General features: G+C 54.8%; 20 protein-coding genes and 1 pseudogene. 9 read left to right on the top strand and 12 right to left on the bottom strand.

Features of this window, described 5'->3' with window-relative positions; translation table 11 throughout:
* The coding region (locus ACN0VL_RS10675; RefSeq protein ID WP_417617283.1) for a DUF4277 domain-containing protein at positions 1-134 on the bottom strand (134 nt) is incomplete at its 3' end.
* Between the two features lie 84 nt (positions 135-218).
* Here ACN0VL_RS10675 and ACN0VL_RS10680 point away from each other — a divergent pair.
* Positions 219-584 (top strand): annotated as a pseudogene (locus ACN0VL_RS10680) (IS4 family transposase); the annotation flags it as partial.
* A gap of 21 nt (positions 585-605) precedes the next feature.
* Here the strand turns inward: ACN0VL_RS10680 and ACN0VL_RS10685 are convergent.
* The 4 genes from ACN0VL_RS10685 to ACN0VL_RS10700 form a co-directional block, all read right to left on the bottom strand.
* On the bottom strand, positions 606-1,268 hold the full coding sequence (locus tag ACN0VL_RS10685) for a transposase (RefSeq protein WP_417617187.1): 663 nt from the start codon (positions 1,266-1,268) through the stop codon (positions 606-608).
* 1,256 nt (positions 1,269-2,524) lie between these two features.
* Positions 2,525-3,907 (bottom strand): NAD(P)-binding domain-containing protein, encoded by a 1,383-nt coding sequence (locus ACN0VL_RS10690; RefSeq protein ID WP_417617189.1) that lies wholly within the window; start codon positions 3,905-3,907, stop codon positions 2,525-2,527.
* Positions 3,908-4,010: 103 nt separating this feature from the next.
* Positions 4,011-4,361, bottom strand: a complete 351-nt coding sequence (locus tag ACN0VL_RS10695; RefSeq protein ID WP_417617191.1) for a hypothetical protein — start codon at positions 4,359-4,361, stop codon at positions 4,011-4,013.
* A gap of 13 nt (positions 4,362-4,374) precedes the next feature.
* Positions 4,375-5,082 (bottom strand): 3-deoxy-D-manno-octulosonic acid kinase, encoded by a 708-nt coding sequence (locus ACN0VL_RS10700; RefSeq protein WP_417617193.1) that lies wholly within the window; start codon positions 5,080-5,082, stop codon positions 4,375-4,377.
* Between the two features lie 86 nt (positions 5,083-5,168).
* Here ACN0VL_RS10700 and ACN0VL_RS10705 point away from each other — a divergent pair, with 86 nt between their 5' ends.
* On the top strand, positions 5,169-6,230 hold the full coding sequence (locus ACN0VL_RS10705) for a glycosyltransferase family 9 protein (RefSeq protein WP_417617195.1): 1,062 nt from the start codon (positions 5,169-5,171) through the stop codon (positions 6,228-6,230).
* The gene (locus ACN0VL_RS10710) at positions 6,230-7,009 is read left to right on the top strand and encodes a glycosyltransferase family 2 protein (protein WP_417617197.1); all 780 of its coding nucleotides are present in this window, start codon (positions 6,230-6,232) and stop codon (positions 7,007-7,009) included. The genes ACN0VL_RS10705 and ACN0VL_RS10710 overlap by 1 nt, the downstream gene beginning before the upstream one ends.
* Here ACN0VL_RS10710 and ACN0VL_RS10715 read toward each other — a convergent pair.
* Entirely contained in the window at positions 6,978-7,997 is a 1,020-nt protein-coding gene (locus ACN0VL_RS10715) for a glycosyltransferase family 9 protein (RefSeq protein ID WP_417617199.1), read from the bottom strand. The genes ACN0VL_RS10710 and ACN0VL_RS10715 overlap by 32 nt on opposite strands.
* Before the next feature lie 81 nt (positions 7,998-8,078).
* On the opposite strand from ACN0VL_RS10715, the gene coaD reads away from it, so the two are divergent.
* Positions 8,079-8,558 (top strand): pantetheine-phosphate adenylyltransferase, encoded by a 480-nt coding sequence (coaD, locus tag ACN0VL_RS10720; RefSeq protein WP_417617201.1) that lies wholly within the window; start codon positions 8,079-8,081, stop codon positions 8,556-8,558.
* 80 nt (positions 8,559-8,638) lie between these two features.
* Here the strand turns inward: coaD and mutM are convergent, their stop codons facing one another.
* The 4 genes from mutM to radC all read right to left on the bottom strand — a co-directional run bounded on the left by mutM (position 8,639) and on the right by radC (position 10,766).
* Positions 8,639-9,451 (bottom strand): bifunctional DNA-formamidopyrimidine glycosylase/DNA-(apurinic or apyrimidinic site) lyase, encoded by an 813-nt coding sequence (mutM, locus tag ACN0VL_RS10725; RefSeq protein ID WP_417617203.1) that lies wholly within the window; start codon positions 9,449-9,451, stop codon positions 8,639-8,641.
* Positions 9,452-9,543: 92 nt separating this feature from the next.
* Positions 9,544-9,711: a 50S ribosomal protein L33 gene (rpmG, locus tag ACN0VL_RS10730; RefSeq protein WP_071472289.1), complete on the bottom strand. Its 168-nt coding sequence runs from the start codon at positions 9,709-9,711 to the stop codon at positions 9,544-9,546.
* An 11-nt stretch (positions 9,712-9,722) separates the two neighbouring features.
* Positions 9,723-9,959: a 50S ribosomal protein L28 gene (rpmB, locus tag ACN0VL_RS10735; RefSeq protein WP_417617205.1), complete on the bottom strand. Its 237-nt coding sequence runs from the start codon at positions 9,957-9,959 to the stop codon at positions 9,723-9,725.
* A gap of 132 nt (positions 9,960-10,091) precedes the next feature.
* Positions 10,092-10,766 carry a RadC family protein gene (gene radC / locus ACN0VL_RS10740; RefSeq protein WP_417617207.1) on the bottom strand — a complete coding sequence of 225 codons (675 nt, stop codon included), beginning with the start codon at positions 10,764-10,766 and terminating at the stop codon, positions 10,092-10,094.
* Positions 10,767-10,917: 151 nt separating this feature from the next.
* Here radC and coaBC point away from each other — a divergent pair, with 151 nt between their 5' ends.
* Genes coaBC through mscS form a run of 4 tightly spaced genes read left to right on the top strand, consistent with a single transcriptional unit; the run spans position 10,918 to position 14,099 of the window.
* Positions 10,918-12,144, top strand: coding sequence for a bifunctional phosphopantothenoylcysteine decarboxylase/phosphopantothenate--cysteine ligase CoaBC (coaBC, locus tag ACN0VL_RS10745; RefSeq protein WP_417617209.1), 1,227 nt, complete (start codon positions 10,918-10,920; stop codon positions 12,142-12,144).
* Positions 12,125-12,580 carry a dUTP diphosphatase gene (gene dut / locus ACN0VL_RS10750; protein WP_417617211.1) on the top strand — a complete coding sequence of 152 codons (456 nt, stop codon included), beginning with the start codon at positions 12,125-12,127 and terminating at the stop codon, positions 12,578-12,580. The genes coaBC and dut overlap by 20 nt, the downstream gene beginning before the upstream one ends.
* A gap of 17 nt (positions 12,581-12,597) precedes the next feature.
* Positions 12,598-13,206, top strand: coding sequence for a nucleoid occlusion factor SlmA (gene slmA / locus ACN0VL_RS10755; protein ID WP_417617212.1), 609 nt, complete (start codon positions 12,598-12,600; stop codon positions 13,204-13,206).
* Between the two features lie 38 nt (positions 13,207-13,244).
* Entirely contained in the window at positions 13,245-14,099 is an 855-nt protein-coding gene (gene mscS, locus ACN0VL_RS10760; protein ID WP_417617214.1) for a small-conductance mechanosensitive channel MscS, read from the top strand.
* A 143-nt stretch (positions 14,100-14,242) separates the two neighbouring features.
* Here the strand turns inward: mscS and pyrE are convergent, their stop codons facing one another.
* Together pyrE and rph are read right to left on the bottom strand one after the other, a co-directional pair.
* The gene (gene pyrE / locus ACN0VL_RS10765; protein ID WP_417617216.1) at positions 14,243-14,884 is read right to left on the bottom strand and encodes an orotate phosphoribosyltransferase; all 642 of its coding nucleotides are present in this window, start codon (positions 14,882-14,884) and stop codon (positions 14,243-14,245) included.
* 191 nt (positions 14,885-15,075) lie between these two features.
* A complete protein-coding gene (gene rph, locus ACN0VL_RS10770) occupies positions 15,076-15,795 on the bottom strand; it encodes a ribonuclease PH (protein WP_417617217.1) in 720 nt (239 codons plus the stop codon).
* A gap of 157 nt (positions 15,796-15,952) precedes the next feature.
* Here rph and ACN0VL_RS10775 point away from each other — a divergent pair, with 157 nt between their 5' ends.
* Positions 15,953-16,816 carry a YicC/YloC family endoribonuclease gene (locus tag ACN0VL_RS10775; RefSeq protein WP_417617219.1) on the top strand — a complete coding sequence of 288 codons (864 nt, stop codon included), beginning with the start codon at positions 15,953-15,955 and terminating at the stop codon, positions 16,814-16,816.
* The last annotated feature ends 137 nt before the right edge of the window (positions 16,817-16,953 follow it).

Raw genomic sequence — 16,953 nt, forward strand, 5'->3', positions numbered from 1 at the left:
CCATGCGAGACTTGATAATCTCCTTGTTTCGGTACAATGGCATCGACCATCTGGGCCAGTCCCAATTCACGGCACATTCCTGCCACTAGGCCCAAATGATCGAGGTTTTTAATGCGATAAGAAGGAGTTGCCATAATGCTGCCGCCAAATAGTAGTAATAGATCAAACTGGCGGATCGGTGTCAAGCACCAAAAATCAGAAAATTAGGTGCGGAATGACAGCTGTATGGCAAACGCTGGGGAATAGAGTGTAGCTTTCGTGACATCAAGGACTACAAGTTCGGCATGGGCATGGCTGACACGCATGTCAGCTCAACCAAGCGCCGCGACCGTTTGTTCCTGTTCAGCGCCTTGGCCATCGTGCTGCTGACTTTGCTGGGCAAGGCCGGTGACGCCGCTGGTCTAGAGAAGACCATAAAAGCCAATACCAGTAAAACCCGTACCTATTCCTTCTTCCGACAAGGGTGAATTTATTATCAAATGCTGCCGAAGATGAAAGAAGAAAATGCCATTAAGCTTATGGAGAAGTTTTCTTACTACCTGTCTCAGCATCGTTTATACAAACGGATCTTCGGAGTTATTTGAGTAATGAAAATGAGGGGATCTCTAAGGGCAGAACCAGATATCTGCATTTTTTGTGGCTTTAAACAGCGACAAGCCCGGCGAAGCCGAATTCACAATGAGCCGTTTCAGGAGTAATGTCAGCAAACTGGCCCAAATCAGCCCTTCAACAATCGCTTTTTGCTCGGTATTAAATTGCCGCAGATTGGTATGGGATTTCAGCTCTTTGCCCAGCGATTCGCTCTGCCAGCGACAACGGTACAACAACATGATATCAACGGCACTGAACTCATCACCTGGCAAGTAGGTCATCCAGAGAATGAAGCGTTTCTCCGGTGCAAACCAGCGGCGAATAAGCCGATACCGCAGCTTGCGGGAGCGAACGATCATATCCAGCACCTCAGAGCGGTTGTCACGGCGCGCTACGACCTTGATCCGCTTACCGGTCAGCCTGGACAACAAGCGGCCCTGACCATTACGCGCCTCCTCAAGGGTCGGGTTCAGGTTCAGCTTTCCCCGGACCAAAGAACATCCACCGTGTTGCTCAATCTGGTGGGAATACTCCTGAACCAGATAACCCACATCAGCGAGCAGCAATTGATCTTTCAGCTCACTGGCTGCCGGCCGGAAGTCATGCTCCGAGAGGGCTCGGCGGCAATGGCCATATTCACCGAAGCCAGCTCGAGTAACGACATGGTGACATGGCACCCAACGGCGGCTGGCGATACCGTACTGAAACGACCGGGAAATAGGTCTTTCAAGTTGTCGTGAATGGCAAATGATGAGCTATCATGCAGCAATACTGGTTATGAAACGGTTTGTAAGCGACAAAGTCAGCATCGCTGAGTTCCATACCGTTAAATTGGCTCTGCAGTGCAGCGACAGACGACGTATTGCCCTAACTGAAGGCGGCCACCATATCGATGTCCACCACCCAGCGCTTGCCTGACTCCATAGTAGTCCCGGGCCTGCTGTACCGCTTATACGGCACTTTTTCCCGGCCTGAAACCATAGCTGTGAGGAGAGAACATCGGCTCAAATTGGTCGCTCAATACCTGATGTATGGGCCTGCTGGATAAGTCGGTCTATCACGCAGGGAATGCCCAGCATGCGGGCTTGGAGATGTCCACTTTGCGCACCGGTTGCGGATGATAATTGCCGTCCAGCAGCTGTTGTTTGATGTGTGGACAGTGGGTTTGCAGATGGCTTTCAGCTCATCGGTACGCATCCCATCTACCCCCGGCGCACCCTTGTTACGGCACACGCGTTGGTAGGCTCGCCACATGTTCGACTGTTCGGTTATCGCTGACATCAGTTCCATGTCAGCCCCGCTCGGAGGGACTCTGGTCTATACCGTGAGACACTGCACAACCCGACCGTGTCAGGTCGGCTTCTGGCCGCCGGCTCCGGGTCGAGCGAGCCTTTTGCTCTTGCTGTGGTTCGTTGTCTCATCGAATAAACCGGCTCCGATTCATCATTCATGTTCAGCCCTTCAGTTTGCGGTAACAGACCTACTACGGCGTCTGCTGACTTCTGCTCTCCCATCCTGATACCTCACGGCATCAGTAGCCCAAGGCAGGAAAACAGACCTCCCAGGGTAATTCGCATGACCTTCACACTTATGCCTGCCGCATATACGCCGATGGCTTCCGTGTAAGTATTGGGCTTTAGCAGTAATGGCTACCTCACCCACCATCAACGCCTCGTATGCGATTTTTGTTCGTCAGGCCAGTGCTTTGCCTTCGGCTTCCTTCAGATCCCACCTCACGATGGGCACCCTTGCCGTTCGGCTAGTGATTCCCCTTACCGGGCTCACAGAGGACTTACACCTCCGAGTCATCCAGCCGCCACCACGCGTACCGGAACAGCGCCCATCAAGGCACTACGCGCCATGCCTAGCGCACCAACAAAAACAGCCTGCCCCAACAAAGGACAGGCTGTTTAAATCATTCAATAATTGATGATTAATCGACTTTATCGAAGCTCTTGTTCTCTACGAAATTGAGCGACATAAAGCTTTCCAGCGAGTCGTCCTTGATATCCAGCCACCTGGAGGGCAATTTGCTTGCCATGGTGCCGGTTACGGTAGAAGGGTAGGACTTCTCTCTGAATGCCATGATGTTTTCTTTTTTATCCTGCAGCCACTTCTTGAACAACTCACCCTGCTTTTCTACTGCAAAATCAGGGTAGTCGGTCGGGTCGAGCAAGTCACGAATGTAGCTGGCCTGAAAATCAATCGCCTTGTGACAGTCGTCCAGTTGCTCATGACGGGCCAGCCACTGCTGCATATCCTGCTGGCGCTCGTCTGCTTCGGGCACGGATATGTTGCCGAGCATCACATCTCTTGCATACCAGGCTTGAGCATCAAACATGTTAAAGGTGAAGTACTGATCCTGCATCCCCAGGTAAATCAACTTGGGGTTCTGCTGGAAGAATATCCCTTTATACAGGTTATCCGGATACAGGCAGTTATGGGTTTGCAAACGCAGCTCGTCCGGCAGGAACGGGAAGTGAAACAGATAGCCGGTACACATGATAATGGCATCGAACTCTTGGCTGCTACCGTCGGCAAAATAACCCGTATTGCCCTCAAAGTGCGCTAACAGCGGCTTTTCTGCCATGCCTTCCGGCCAGTCAAAGCCCAGCGGCTGACTGCGATAACTGATGGTCACCGACTTGGCGCCATACTTGAAGCACTGGGAGCCAATGTCTTCTGCCGAATAGCTGGCACCCACCAAGAGTACATTCTGGTTTTCAAACTCCAGCGCGTCTCTAAAGTCGTGGGCATGCAATACGCGACCGGGAAACTGCTCTACGCCTTCAAAGTACGGCATGTTCGGGGTAGAGAAATGGCCGGTCGCCACCACCACATAATCAAACTCGTTGGTTTCCTGCTCGCCGGTCTTGTGATTCATGACGGTAACAGTAAACATTTTGCTGCTTTCGTCATACGTCACCCAACGAACGGGACACTCAAATCGGATGTATTTAAAAATGGCCTGCTTGTCGATTCGACCCATGATGTAGTCTTTAAGCACGGCACGTGGCGGATAAGAAGGAATAGCCTGCCCAAAATGCTCGTCGAAGGAGTAATCTGCAAACTCCAGGCACTCTTTGGGTCCGTTAGACCACAAATACCGATACATGCTGCCATGAACTGGCTCGCCATTTTTATCTAAACCCGTGCGCCAGGTGTAATTCCACATGCCGCCAATATCATTTTGTTTTTCGTAACAGACGATTTCCGGCAGGTTTTGTACTCCCGCCCGGCGAGCTGCCTCAAACGCTCTTAACTGCGCCAAACCACTAGGACCCGCGCCTAATATCGCTATTTTCTGCTGCTTCAAAATCATCTCCTCTAGTGCAATAACCTTGCCATACTAAAGGATTTAGTCTTTGATTTACAAATAAAAAAATAAATTTGCGCTAAAAGTAGCCAGATGGGGCAGATTATTTTGACACCAAATGTTCACAATTTTTCCCATGCTGGCTGATAAAAACGTGTGTTTTATCGGCCCATTCCAGCAGTAAATTCTGTTTGAGCGAACGCAGGCAAGCCGCCTGGTAAATCGCCGATAGCGGAGCGATTTCATCGTCGCCGATCGCCACAATATCGGCCAGTTTAGCCTGGTGAACACCGCCTGTGGCCAACAAGAGAAAAGTGCTGTGATCCCCGGCATGACTGAGCCCGGCGATATCATATGGGTGTCTGGTTCGACGTGGACGGGTGGCAAAAAGCCGAGGGCACTGCTGGACGAGCCGCCGACCACGATTCAACCCGGTATCGTGGCGGCGGATCATGAGTGGTCAGGTGTTATTTTGCTTTGTAGCTGTTCAGCAGAGTACGCCAATCGGCTTCTTGCCAGTGGAACTCGGGGTGCAGGCCTTTTTCCTTGCGAAATGAGCGTAGCAGCCGGTCCATATTTTCCCGAGTCCAGATGCCGGACTGGCGAAAATGGCATTTATCGAAGTCGATCAGCCAGACCTTGCCGTCATCATCGAGCAATATATTGTGACTATTCAAGTCGGCATGATACAGGCCGGCATCATGAAACTGGCGGATGGTCTTGCCCACGGTTTGCCATTCGCTCTTATCCAGCGCCCTTTCTTTTAAAATAGCCACCAAATCACGGGAGTTGCTGATGCGACTCAGGATAATGTCGGCTCGATAAACCAGATTGGAGCGCACCATGCGGGCCGCACAAGGACGAGGGACTGGCAAACCGCGACGATACAGCTTGGCCAGGACGGTAAACTCAGCCATGGCACGGCTTTTGGACTCGGCAACGTGCAAGAAGGTATCTTCCATTACCCGGCCAATCATGCCGCCACGATAGTAATGACGCAGCACCTTGTGGCTCACGGCATCTTCTACAAACCAGGTGGTATTGCGCCCAATCGCCTTGCCTCGAATGGCATTTTGTTCGCGCCAATAATCAATTTCAAAAAAATCACGCTTGAACCCGTCAAAACACTCCGGGTCATACCAGATAATTTCAGAACCATGCTCTATCCGTTCCACTACCGTCTCCCCCAGGCCGAAAAGACAGATTTTACATGGCACGCCAGCCTTTGCATAATGCCGGACTCAGATCCTGGAGATTTTATATGGCCTTGCTCAGTTCGGCTCCCGCTAGCCTCTGTTTATTACGCTTATCCGCCATTGGCGACTGCTGTCATGCCATCGCCCTGGTGCAGGCCATACAGCGCCAATGGCCCGAGACGAAAATTACCTGGATAACCGGCAACATTGAAGCCAAATTGCTGCAGTTGGTACCGAATGTCGAGATAATCGTATTAGATAAATCTGCGGGCCTCCGCGCCTACCTCGAACTCTGGAAACAGCTGCGTGGCCGCAGGTTTGACGTCTTGCTGCACATGCAGGCGGCACTCCGGGCCAGCATTGCCAGCCTGGGGATTCGCGCCAGGCACCGGCTGGGTTTTGATCGCCAGCGCGCCAAAGACGGTCAGTGGCTATTCACCAATTACAAGGTCAGTGCCACTGGCGAGCATGTCGTAGATGGCTTTATGGCCTTTGGCCAGGCGCTGGGGTTAACCGAGGTTAAACCCCATTGGTCGCTGACCGTGCCGGAGGAGGCACGGCGGTGGGCCCAAACCTATGCGGCACAACAGCCGCTGCTGTTACTCTGCCCTGCCGCCAGCAAGGCCTATAAAAACTGGACCGTCGAAGGTTATGCCGCCCTGGTTGATCATGCTCACCATTCAGGCATGACGGTGATGTTGATTGGCAGCCCGTCACCACAAGAACGAGCATTGGCAGCCAGCATCATGCAATTAACGGATCATGTCGCCAACAACCTGGTGGGTGAAACCAGCCTGCCGCAATTGCTGGCCCTGATTGACGCGGCTCGCCTGGTGGTGGCACCCGACACGGGCCCCGCTCACATGGCCACCCTGATGGGCACCCCCGTGCTGGGCTTGTATGCCCATCACAACCCCAAGCGCACCGGCCCCTACTACTGCCGCGACTACGTGGTGAGCGTGTATGACGAGGCCCTGCTGGCAGAAACCGGCAAAACCGCCGAACAGCTGCCCTGGCGCACTCGAATCAAAGACACTGGCGCCATGCAACGTATCGGCATCAGCCAGGTAACGGCGCAGTTTGACCGTATTATCACTGACTTTAACTTGCTGCAGGATCCTTCTTAATGAGCACTCGCCCCACTTTAGCCGCCGTATTAATCGTTAAAAATGAAGCAGAAAACCTGGCCGATTGCCTGGCTACTCTGGACTGGGTAGATGAAATTGTGGTGCTGGACTCGGGCAGCACGGATGCCACCCAGGCGGTGGCAGAAGCAGCCGGGGCGCGCTTTTTTGTTAATGACAACTGGCCGGGTTTTGGTAAACAACGGCAGCTTGCCCAGGCCCATGTGCAATCGGACTGGATACTCTGGGTCGATGCCGACGAGCGCGTCACCCCCGAGCTGAAAACCAGCATAGAAGCCATTCTGGCCAAACCAACCACGAATACGGTGTACTCGGTGGCGCGGTTATCCTGGGTGTTTGGTCGCTTTATACGCCATTGCGGCTGGTATCCTGACCGCGTGTTACGGCTGTACCCCAAGGTTCTCACCGGCTATAACGATGCCCTGGTACATGAAAAAGTCATCATCAAGAAGGGCATTAAAACCAAAAAGCTCAAAGGCGACCTGTTGCACTATACCTATCGTGATTTAGAGCATTATCTGGTGAAGTCTGCCGGCTATGCCGCCGCCTGGGCCGAACAGCGCCGGCAAAGAGGGAAAAAAGGCTCTCTGGGCCAGGGCCTGCTGCACGGCGTGGGCTGTTTTATGAAGATGTATGTGCTTAAAGCCGGCTTTCTGGATGGCAAGCAAGGTTTGTTATTGAGCCTGCTTTCGGCTCACTCTACCTTCGTCAAATACGCAGACTTGTGGATCAAGACAAGTACTCGCGGGCCCAGGGAGTAACGGCAGCCGCCACCTCGGCGATATCCACCTGGCTCATGTCTTCCACTTCGGCGTTAGCCGGTGGATGAAATGCCAGGTGGCGTCCTTCGCTGTTCAAGGGCCGCCAGCGCAACGGGGTGGCGGAACGGCGCAGCGGAAAAAAGCCCACTGTCGGTACGTCCAATGCCGCGGCTATGTGCAATGGCCCCGTGCTGCCGGCCACAAACAGGCTGCCGCAGGCCAGTAGCCGACAGAAGTCGGGCAACGCCAGGCCATGAGCCAACGCCACCCGCTCCCCCACCTTGTCTACCACCTGTTGTGCCAACGCCTGCTCGCCGGGGCCGGCGGTCAACACAGGCTGCAATCTGGGGTAAGCCTGCCACATGCGCGCCAGCAAGTCGGCATATTGCTCCACGGACAGGTTATTGGCCGAGCCGCCACTGCCTGCGTGTATCAATAGCCAGGGTTGGCTGGCATCAATGCCTAACTGCCGTGCCTGCTCGTTCTTGAACAGGGCCAGCTCCGCCTCGTTAAAGCCGAGATAGGGTGGCCTGGGCTCTATCACCTTGATCCCATTGTGCTGCAAAAAATCCCGTACCAGATCCAGGTTGTATTCATATTCCGGCTTGGCCGACTGAGAGCGGCGCTGAGTGACTCTGTGGTTATAAAGCAGCTGGGCCAGCTTGGTGGCCGGCGCCCAGCGCTGGGCAATACGCGCCTGCCACATCAGCTTTGCGTTGCGAAAATTAGAGAACAAGCAGATAACGGCATCGTACTGGCCGGACTTAAGCTGGGTCAATAGATCTTGCTGGGCCCCAGCGTCGGCTCCCTTGCCGGGGTCAATTATCACCTGATCGATACTGGGACAAAGTTCGGCCAAGGGCTGAGTATAACCGGGCACCAAGGCGGTAACATGGCAGTTGGCAGACGCTTTAAGCATGGCGAAGGCCGGCCACGCCAGCATAAAATCACCAATTTTATCGTTACGCACTACCAAAACTCGTTTCATCACATCGCTCTCCCACTGGCCGTTATGCTGCGCTATTCTACCCTAATCTTTATCTCTGTCGTTTGTTAATAAGGAAGCAATATGAGTACCAGGGTCATTTATCCCGGCACCTTCGATCCCATCACCAATGGCCACTTGGATTTAATTGAGCGCGCCTCGCTCCTGTTTGAAGAAGTCATCGTCGGCGTGGCCTTTAGTCCCAGCAAGCGCCCCATGTTTGATTTGGAAGAGCGAGTCGAGCTGGTAAAGCAGGTGACCCGGTCTCTGGGCAACGTGAAAGTGGTGGGCTTTTCCGGCTTGCTGGTCGACTTTGCCCAGCAGCAACAAGCCAAGGTGCTGATCCGTGGCTTGCGGGCGGTTTCCGACTTTGAATATGAGTTTCAGCTGGCCAACATGAACCGGCGCCTGATGCCGGAATTGGAGAGCGTGTTTCTGACGCCGGCAGAAGAAAACTCCTTTATTTCTTCCAGCCTGGTCAAGGAAGTGGTGATTCACGGCGGCGACATCAGCCAGTTTGTGCCCGAGGCCGTCACCAAGGCAATCGCCAACAAACTGATTTGATTGTATTCGGTGAGGGATGAGAGATAAGGGATGAGGATGAGACGAGTTGTTTCCCCTCTCTCTTCACCCCTCACGCGCTTTCAGCGCTGACACAGCGGACAGAATACGGTGCTGCGGCCACCCATGCGCACCTCTTGCAGCAGGGCGCCACACCCCGAGCAGGGCTGCTCGGCTCGGCCGTACACTTGCAGCTCCTGCACGAAGTAGCCGGGCTTGCCGTCGCTGCCGGTAAAGTCTTTCAAGGTGGTGCCGCCCTGAGTAATCGCCCGCGCCAGCACCTTCTTGATGTCGGCGGCCAATGCCTGATACTGGCCCTGCTCTACCTCATTCGCGGCGCGCTGGGGGTGGATGCCGGCGCTGAACAAAGACTCGTTGGCATAGATATTCCCCACTCCCACCACCACGTGGTTGTCCATAATAAACTGCTTGACCGCGATTTTACGCTTGCGACTGCGTTGGTAGAGGTAATCGCCATTAAAGTCTTCGGTCAGCGGCTCTGGCCCCAGCTTGACCAGCAAAGGGTGCTGCTCTGCCGGCTCCCGGGTCCATAACAGGCAGCCAAAACGGCGCGGATCGTTCAAACGCAGTAATTTGCCATTACCCAGCTCTATGTCCACATGGTCGTGCTTGCCGGCCGGGCTGCCGTGAGGCAACACCTTCAAGTTACCCGACATCCCCAGGTGCAAAATGGCCGTTCCCCAGTCGGTTTCCAGCAGCAGGTACTTGGCACGGCGACGGATCCCGGTAATGGTCAGCCCGACCATTTCCTGTATTTCACTCGGTATGGGCCAACGCAGGCTGGCATTGCGCACCACAACCCGCATGACGGTTTCGCCCAACATGAACGGGGTGATCCCCTGGCGACTGACTTCTACTTCCGGTAACTCAGGCATTGACACTCCCCTCTCGGCTCGGCCGCAGTATATCCAAGATTGCAGGCATAAAAAAACCCAGCCGAAGCCGGGTTTTTTAAGAACACAAAATCTTACTTGATTTTGCCTTCTTTGTAGATCACATGCTGACGTACAACGGGATCAAACTTTTTGATCTCCATCTTTTCAGGCATGTTACGCTTGTTTTTGGTCGTGGTGTAAAAGTGACCAGTTCCAGCGCTTGAGTTCAGGCGGATCTTCTCGCGAATACCTTTAGCCATTGGTTAGCTCCTTAAACCTTTTCGCCACGGGCACGCATGTCAGCTAAGACAGTGTCGATACCCTTTTTGTCGATAATACGCATACCTTTAGTGGTAACGCGCAGTTTTACAAAACGCTTCTCGTTTTCAACCCAGAAACGGTGAGTTTGCAGGTTAGGCAGGAAGCGACGCTTGGTAGCGTTTTTGGCGTGAGAGCGGTTGTTACCAACAGCTGGCCGCTTACCAGTTACTTGGCATACTTTAGACATGTCAGTCTTCTCCAAAACTTACTTTTGCTCGAGCAATTAATCACCCCGTTGGCCGTCTATCGGGGCAAAATAAGGCGGCAATTTATACAGCATACCGAGCGCAAGATCAACAAAAAGCCATAAACGCGACCATTAAATCCAGCCACGTTCGGCAAAAGAAACGGTTTCGCCATCACCCACCACTAAATGATCCAGTACGCGTATATCTAACAAGCCAAGGGCCGATTGAATGCGTTCGGTAATCATGCGGTCGGCCCGACTGGGTTCGGCGACGCCGGATGGGTGATTATGCACCAAAATCACCGCCGCAGCACCCCGTTTTAACACCAGTGAGACAATTTCACGCGGATACACGGCAGCGGCATCAAGGGTACCAAAAAACAACTCATGAAACTCCATGACCCGGTGCTGATTATCCAGTAGTAACAGGGCGAACACTTCCCGGGGCTGATCCCGTAATCGCGATTGCAAAAACTGCCGGGTCAGCTCGGGGCTGGTCAGGGCATGCGCGCGGATCAGTTTTTCATCCAGAAAGCGGCGCATCAGCTCCAGGCTGGCCTGCAACTGTACATATTTCGCCAACCCCAGACCCGGCCCTGAGCAAAAACTCTGTTGATCCGCCATTAGCAGCTGTCGCAAAGAGCCGAACTGATTCAACAGGGCCCGGGCCAGGGTCACCGCATCCATGCCCTTGGCCCCGGTGCGTAAAAATATGGCCAGCAACTCCGCATCCGACAGACTGGTTGGCCCACGACTGAGTAACTTCTCACGCGGCCGCTCTCCCTGGGGCCAATCTTTGATGCTCATCACCACCTCCTTGTCGCAAGGATTACGCGACACAAGCTGACTGTTAACGTCTTGTACTGATTAGGGTTAAGCCTAGCCTAAAGCCAAGCCGGCGCCGAAAAGGCCATTTTTATGATAATCTTGCCGCTCTCTCAGCAGGTGGAAAAGAGTCATGCCATTAACGGGAAAACGCATTTTAATAGGGATTAGTGGCGGCATAGCCGCTTATAAAAGCGCCGAGCTGGTGCGCCGCCTTAAAGAACGTCACGCCGAGGTGCGAGTAGTGATGACAGAGTCGGCCAAGGCTTTTATTACCCCGCTGACCCTGCAGGCCGTATCCGGTGAGCCGGTGTCCGATGCCTTGCTGGATCCCGCGGCCGAAGCCGGTATGGGACATATTGAACTGGCCAAGTGGGCCGATCTGGTGCTGATTGCTCCTGCCAGCGCCCACACCCTGGCACGGCTCAGAGCAGGAATGGCCGATGATCTGCTGACCACGCTGTGCCTGGCCACGCCGGCAACCCTGGCCGTGGCGCCGGCCATGAACCAGCAGATGTATCGCCACCCAGCCACCCAGGACAACCTGAGCGTGCTGGCCCAACGACACACTCTGATATGGGGCCCCGCTCAAGGCGCACAGGCGTGTGGCGATGTGGGTCCGGGCCGCATGCTGGAGCCCATGGAGCTGGTGGCACTCGTCGAGCAACATTTTGCCCTCCCATGCCAGCCAGAGGTACGCCCATTGGCGGGCCTCAAGCTGATGCTGACCGCAGGGCCCACCCGGGAAGCCCTGGATCCGGTGCGTTTTATCTCCAACCACAGTTCGGGGAAAATGGGCTTTGCGCTGGCCGCGGCCGCCGTGCAACTGGGTGCCGACGTGACGCTGGTCAGTGGCCCGGTGACGTTAGCGACCCCCGAAGGGGTTACCCGCGTCGATGTGGAAAGCGCCGCCCAGATGCATGCCGCCGTGATGCGAGATATCGATCAGCAGCATATTTTCATCGCCTGCGCCGCCGTGGCAGACTACGCCCCCAAAACGGTCGCCGAGCATAAAATCAAAAAAACGCAGTCCGATGCCATGGTCATCGAGTTGACCAAAAACCCCGATATTGTGGCCGATGTGGCGGCACGGGCAAACAAGCCATTTACGGTGGGCTTTGCGGCGGAAACACAAGATCTGGAACAATACGCCCGTGACAAGCTCAACCGAAAAAAATTAGATATGATAGCGGCCAACAACGTGGCCGCAGCCGGACAAGGCTTTAACAGCGATAACAATGCGCTTACCGTGCTGTGGCCGACCGGGCAGACCGACTTGCCACTGGCTGGCAAGTCCGAGCTGGCCAGCCTTCTTCTCACCTTGATTGCAGAAAGATACCATGACACCCATAGAGCTTAAGATTCTTGACCCCCGCGTAGGCACCGACTTTCCCCTGCCCGCCTACGCCACCCCCGGCTCGGCCGGCCTGGATTTGCGCGCCTGTCTGGACGCGCCACTGACCCTGGCCCCCGGTGACACCCAACTGCTGCCCACCGGCCTGGCGATTCATATTGCCGACCCCGGTCTGTGCGCCACCATATTGCCCCGCTCTGGCCTGGGCCATAAACACGGTATCGTACTGGGCAACCTGGTGGGACTGATTGACTCCGATTATCAGGGCCAGCTAATGGTATCCTGCTGGAACCGTGGGTCGACCGCCTTTACCATAGAGCCCGGTGAGCGTATTGCACAACTGGTTATTTTGCCCGTGGTGCAGGCTCAATTTACGCTCGTTGACGAGTTTGACCAAAGCGAGCGGGGAGAAGGCGGTTTCGGCTCTTCCGGTCGTCAATAACCGAGTCACGCGTAGCCATGGCCAACACCCAAATCAAAAAAAATCGGCGCGAGCAAATTCTGCAGGCGCTCGCGCATATGCTGGAAACCAGCCCGGGGCAACGTATTACCACCGCCAAGCTGGCGGCGGAAGTCGGGGTCTCCGAGGCGGCGCTATATCGTCACTTTCCCAGCAAGGCGCGGATGTTTGAGGGATTAATCGACTTTATTGAAGACACGCTGTTCTCTCGCATCAACCTGATCCTGCAGGATGAAAAAGACAGCGCCTTGCGGCTGCGCTACATCATGCAACTGATACTGGGTTTTTGTGAGCGCAACCCCGGCATCACCCGTCTGCTGAATGGTGACGCCCTGCAGGGTGAGCACGAACGACTGCTGGCGCGTATCAATCAACTGTTTGAACGGCTGGATGTTCAGTTCAAGCAGGTGATGCGCGAGCGGCGATTATACGAAGGCGACGGCTTTGCGACCGACGAAAAAGTACTGGCCAACCTGTTACTGGCCTACCTTGAAGGTCGTATCAACCAGTATGTTCGCAGCCAGTTTCGCCTCAAGCCCACCTTGAACTTCGACAGTCACTGGCAGCTACTGCTGGCACAATTAACCACGCTGACCCCTCAGCCCTGAGGATGGTCGTTCACCCGTAAATAGCGAGAGGTACACCGATGGATACAGACATGCTCAGCCCCGACATCGTCAATCAGGCTCAAAGCTGGATCAGTAACAACCAGGATCTGATCATCCAGTACGCGGTCAATATTACCGCGGCGATTCTGACCCTGGTCATCGGCTTCATCGTGGTGGGTATGCTCACGCGCGGCGTAAACTCGGTGATGAAAAAGCGAAACGTGGATAACACCATTTCCGATTTCATCACCAGCCTGATCCGGTATGGGCTGCTGGCCTTCGTGATTATTGCCGCTATGGGCCGGGTGGGGGTACAAACCGCCTCTTTTATCGCCATTATCGGTGCCGCGGGTCTGGCCGTGGGCCTGGCATTACAGGGGTCTTTGTCCAACTTTGCCGCCGGTGTCTTGCTGATCGGTTTTCGTTTCTTCAAGGCCGGTGACTATGTGGAAGCCGGCGGTACCGCCGGCACCGTGCAATCGGTACAGATTTTCACCACCATACTGATGACGGCAGACAATCGCATGATAGTGGTGCCCAACGGCAAGATCCTGAACGACAACATCATCAACTATTCCAGAGAGAAAACCCGCCGGCTCGATCTGGTTATTGGCGTGTCTTACAGCGCCGATCTGAAGCTGACCAAAGAGGTGCTGACCCGCATCATCAACGAAGACCCCAGGGTGCTCAAAGAGCCTGAATGCCGCATTGCGGTCAGCAACCTGGGCGCCTCTTCGGTGGACTTTATCGTTCGCCCCTGGGTGGCGTCTGGCGATTACTGGGCGCTCAAGTTCGATCTGTTGGAGAAAATCAAGAACGAGCTGGACGCCAACAACATCGGCATCCCGTTCCCGCAAATGGATGTGCACATCATAAAAGACGACGTGGCCTAGGCCCACATTTCCACGCCCAGTAAAAAAGCCGCGAATTCGCGGCTTTTTTATGAAACATGCTGGTAAAAGCTGTTTTATTGTTAGCCAGCCCGAGCTCGCCAGTGAGTGTGCCTGCTCGAGGGCTCATCACCCCTCACCGAACATCAAATACCGTACTGCTCCCGGTAGCTGCGCACCCGTTCCAGGTGCCCGGCCATGTCCGGCTGCTCGCTCAGGTAGTCGATCAGATCGGCCAGGGTGATAATGGCGGTGACCTCGGCGTTATAATCGCGCTCAACTTCCTGAATGGCCGACAGCTCGCCCTTGCCCTTCTCCTGGCGATCCAGTGCAATCAGTACTCCGGCCAGTTCGGCACCGTTGGCCTGAATAATGTCCATCGACTCACGAATGGCCGTGCCGGCGGTGATCACATCGTCCACCAGCATGATACGGCCTTGCAAAGGACTGCCGACCAGGTTGCCGCCTTCACCGTGCGTCTTGGCTTCTTTACGGTTAAAGCAGTAGGGCACGTCCTGGTCGTGCACTTCTGCCAGCTGCACTGCGGTGGCACTGGCAATGGGAATGCCCTTGTAGGCTGGGCCGAACAGAACATCGTACTGAATGTTGGCATCGACCAGAGCCGCGGCGTAAAAACGCCCCAGACGGGCCAGGTCCCGACCGCTGTTGAACAGGCCGGCATTGAAGAAATAGGGACTCTTGCGCCCGGATTTCAGGGTGAATTCGCCAAACTTGAGCACTTCTTTGGCCATGGCGAATTCGATAAACTCACGCTGGTAGGCTTTCATATGTTTCTCACAAATATCTTCATTTAGCTCGCGGCCAATCCGGCCATTAAGAGCCCTGTATATATTTTTGCCACGGAATACACAGCAGAACACGGAAAAAACACTTCCATTACTGGCAAGACCTTAAATCTTTTAGATTTTAGTATTTTTCCGTGGAGTCCGTGTATTCCGTGGCGAAGGTATGTTTATTGTTAACCAATAGCCTGACGCTGGTGGGCCACCAGCTCGTCGATGGACTTGCGAGCCAGGGCCAGCATGGCCAGCAACTGCTCATGAGTAAAAGGTGCCGCCTCTGCGGTGCCCTGCACTTCAATCATGTTGCCTTCGGCAGTCATCACCACATTCATGTCGGTTTCGGCGGTGGAGTCTTCGGTGTATTCCAAATCGGATACTGCCTGGCCATTCACCATGCCTACCGAAATGGCCGCTACCAGGGTTTTCAGCGGATTAGTGGTGATCATGCCCTGTTCCTGCATCCAGGTAATCGCGTGGGCCAGGGCCACACAGGCACCGGTAATCGCCGCGGTACGCGTACCGCCATCGGCCTGGATCACATCGCAATCCACGGTAATGGTGTATTCACCCAGCTTGTTCAAATCCATGGCGGCGCGTAACGAACGACCAATAAGACGTTGAATTTCCATGGTACGCCCACCCTGCTTGCCCTTGGCGGCTTCACGGTGCATACGGCTGTGCGTCGAGCGGGGCAGCATGCCATATTCGGCGGTCACCCAGCCCTGGCCTTTACCGCGTAAAAAGCGGGGCACGCCCTTTTCAACCGAGGCGGTACACAGCACCTTGGTATGACCAAACTCCACCAGTACAGAGCCCTCGGCATGGCGGGTATAATTAGAAGTAATGGTAACGGGTCGAATTTCATCAACCGCGCGGCCGCTGGCTCGTGTAGACATGGCATTCTCCAATAGGGGTAAAATCGTGCCGCCCGGCGGGCGAAACGTCGCCATTATAAAGAAACTGTCCGCCCATTGCATGCGGCCAGCCATTGGCGCATGCCCGTGGCTGTGTCAAACTCGGGCCCATTAACGTGCAACACACATCGAGAGTCACATGATCCACAGCATGACCGCCTATGCGCGACAAGAATTCAAACAAGACTGGGGCACCGCCGTCTGGGAAATCCGCTCCGTTAACCAGCGCTACCTGGAAACCTACACCCGCCTGCCCGAGCAGTTTCGCAGCCTGGAGCCTTTGGTCCGCGAAAAACTGCGCGCGCGTTTACAGCGCGGCAAGGTAGAGTGCAGCCTGCGCTTTGAGTCCAACCTGGCCAACCAGGGCCAACTGCAAATGAATAAATCGCTCGCCCAGCAACTGATCGCAGGGGCAGACTGGGTAATGGAAGAAGCCGGCCAGGGCACGCTGAACCCGGTAGACATTTTACGCTGGCCAGGCGTGATGGAAGCGCAGGCTCAGGATATGGACGCCCTGAGCAACCAACTGATTGCCTGCCTGGACAAGGTCGTTGATGATTTTCTGGCGGCCCGCGCCAGCGAAGGTGAAAAGCTCAAGGAACTGATTGAGCAGCGCCTGGCCGGCATCGAGCAGGAAGTCGATAAAGTAAAAACCGACATGCCGGCCATTATGGCCTGGCAGCGCCAACGCCTGCAGGATCGCTTTGAAGAAGCCAAAATTGAACTCGAACCCCAGCGCCTGGAACAGGAAATGGTACTGCTGGCCCAGAAGGTCGATGTGGCCGAAGAGCTGGACCGTCTGGTGACCCACATTGGCGAAACCCGCAAGATCCTGAAAAAAGGCGGCGCCTGTGGCCGTCGTCTGGACTTCATGATGCAAGAGTTCAACCGCGAGTCCAACACCCTGGGCTCCAAGTCCATCAGCACCGACATCACCAACTCTGCGGTCGAACTGAAAGTGCTGATTGAACAAATGAGAGAACAAATTCAAAACATCGAATAATGTATCGCGTTTCAGGGTCTGTTGACCTTTCGCGATCATGTTGACTGCCGCTTAATAACGCCCTTGCTTGCCAAGGGCGTTTTTATTGCCCAGCCTCTGTGGTTGACATCGGCTTTTCACCGTTGGATTATCGGCCT

Source organism: Oceanisphaera sp. (genome assembly GCF_048268965.1).
Lineage (GTDB): Bacteria > Pseudomonadota > Gammaproteobacteria > Enterobacterales > Aeromonadaceae > Oceanimonas.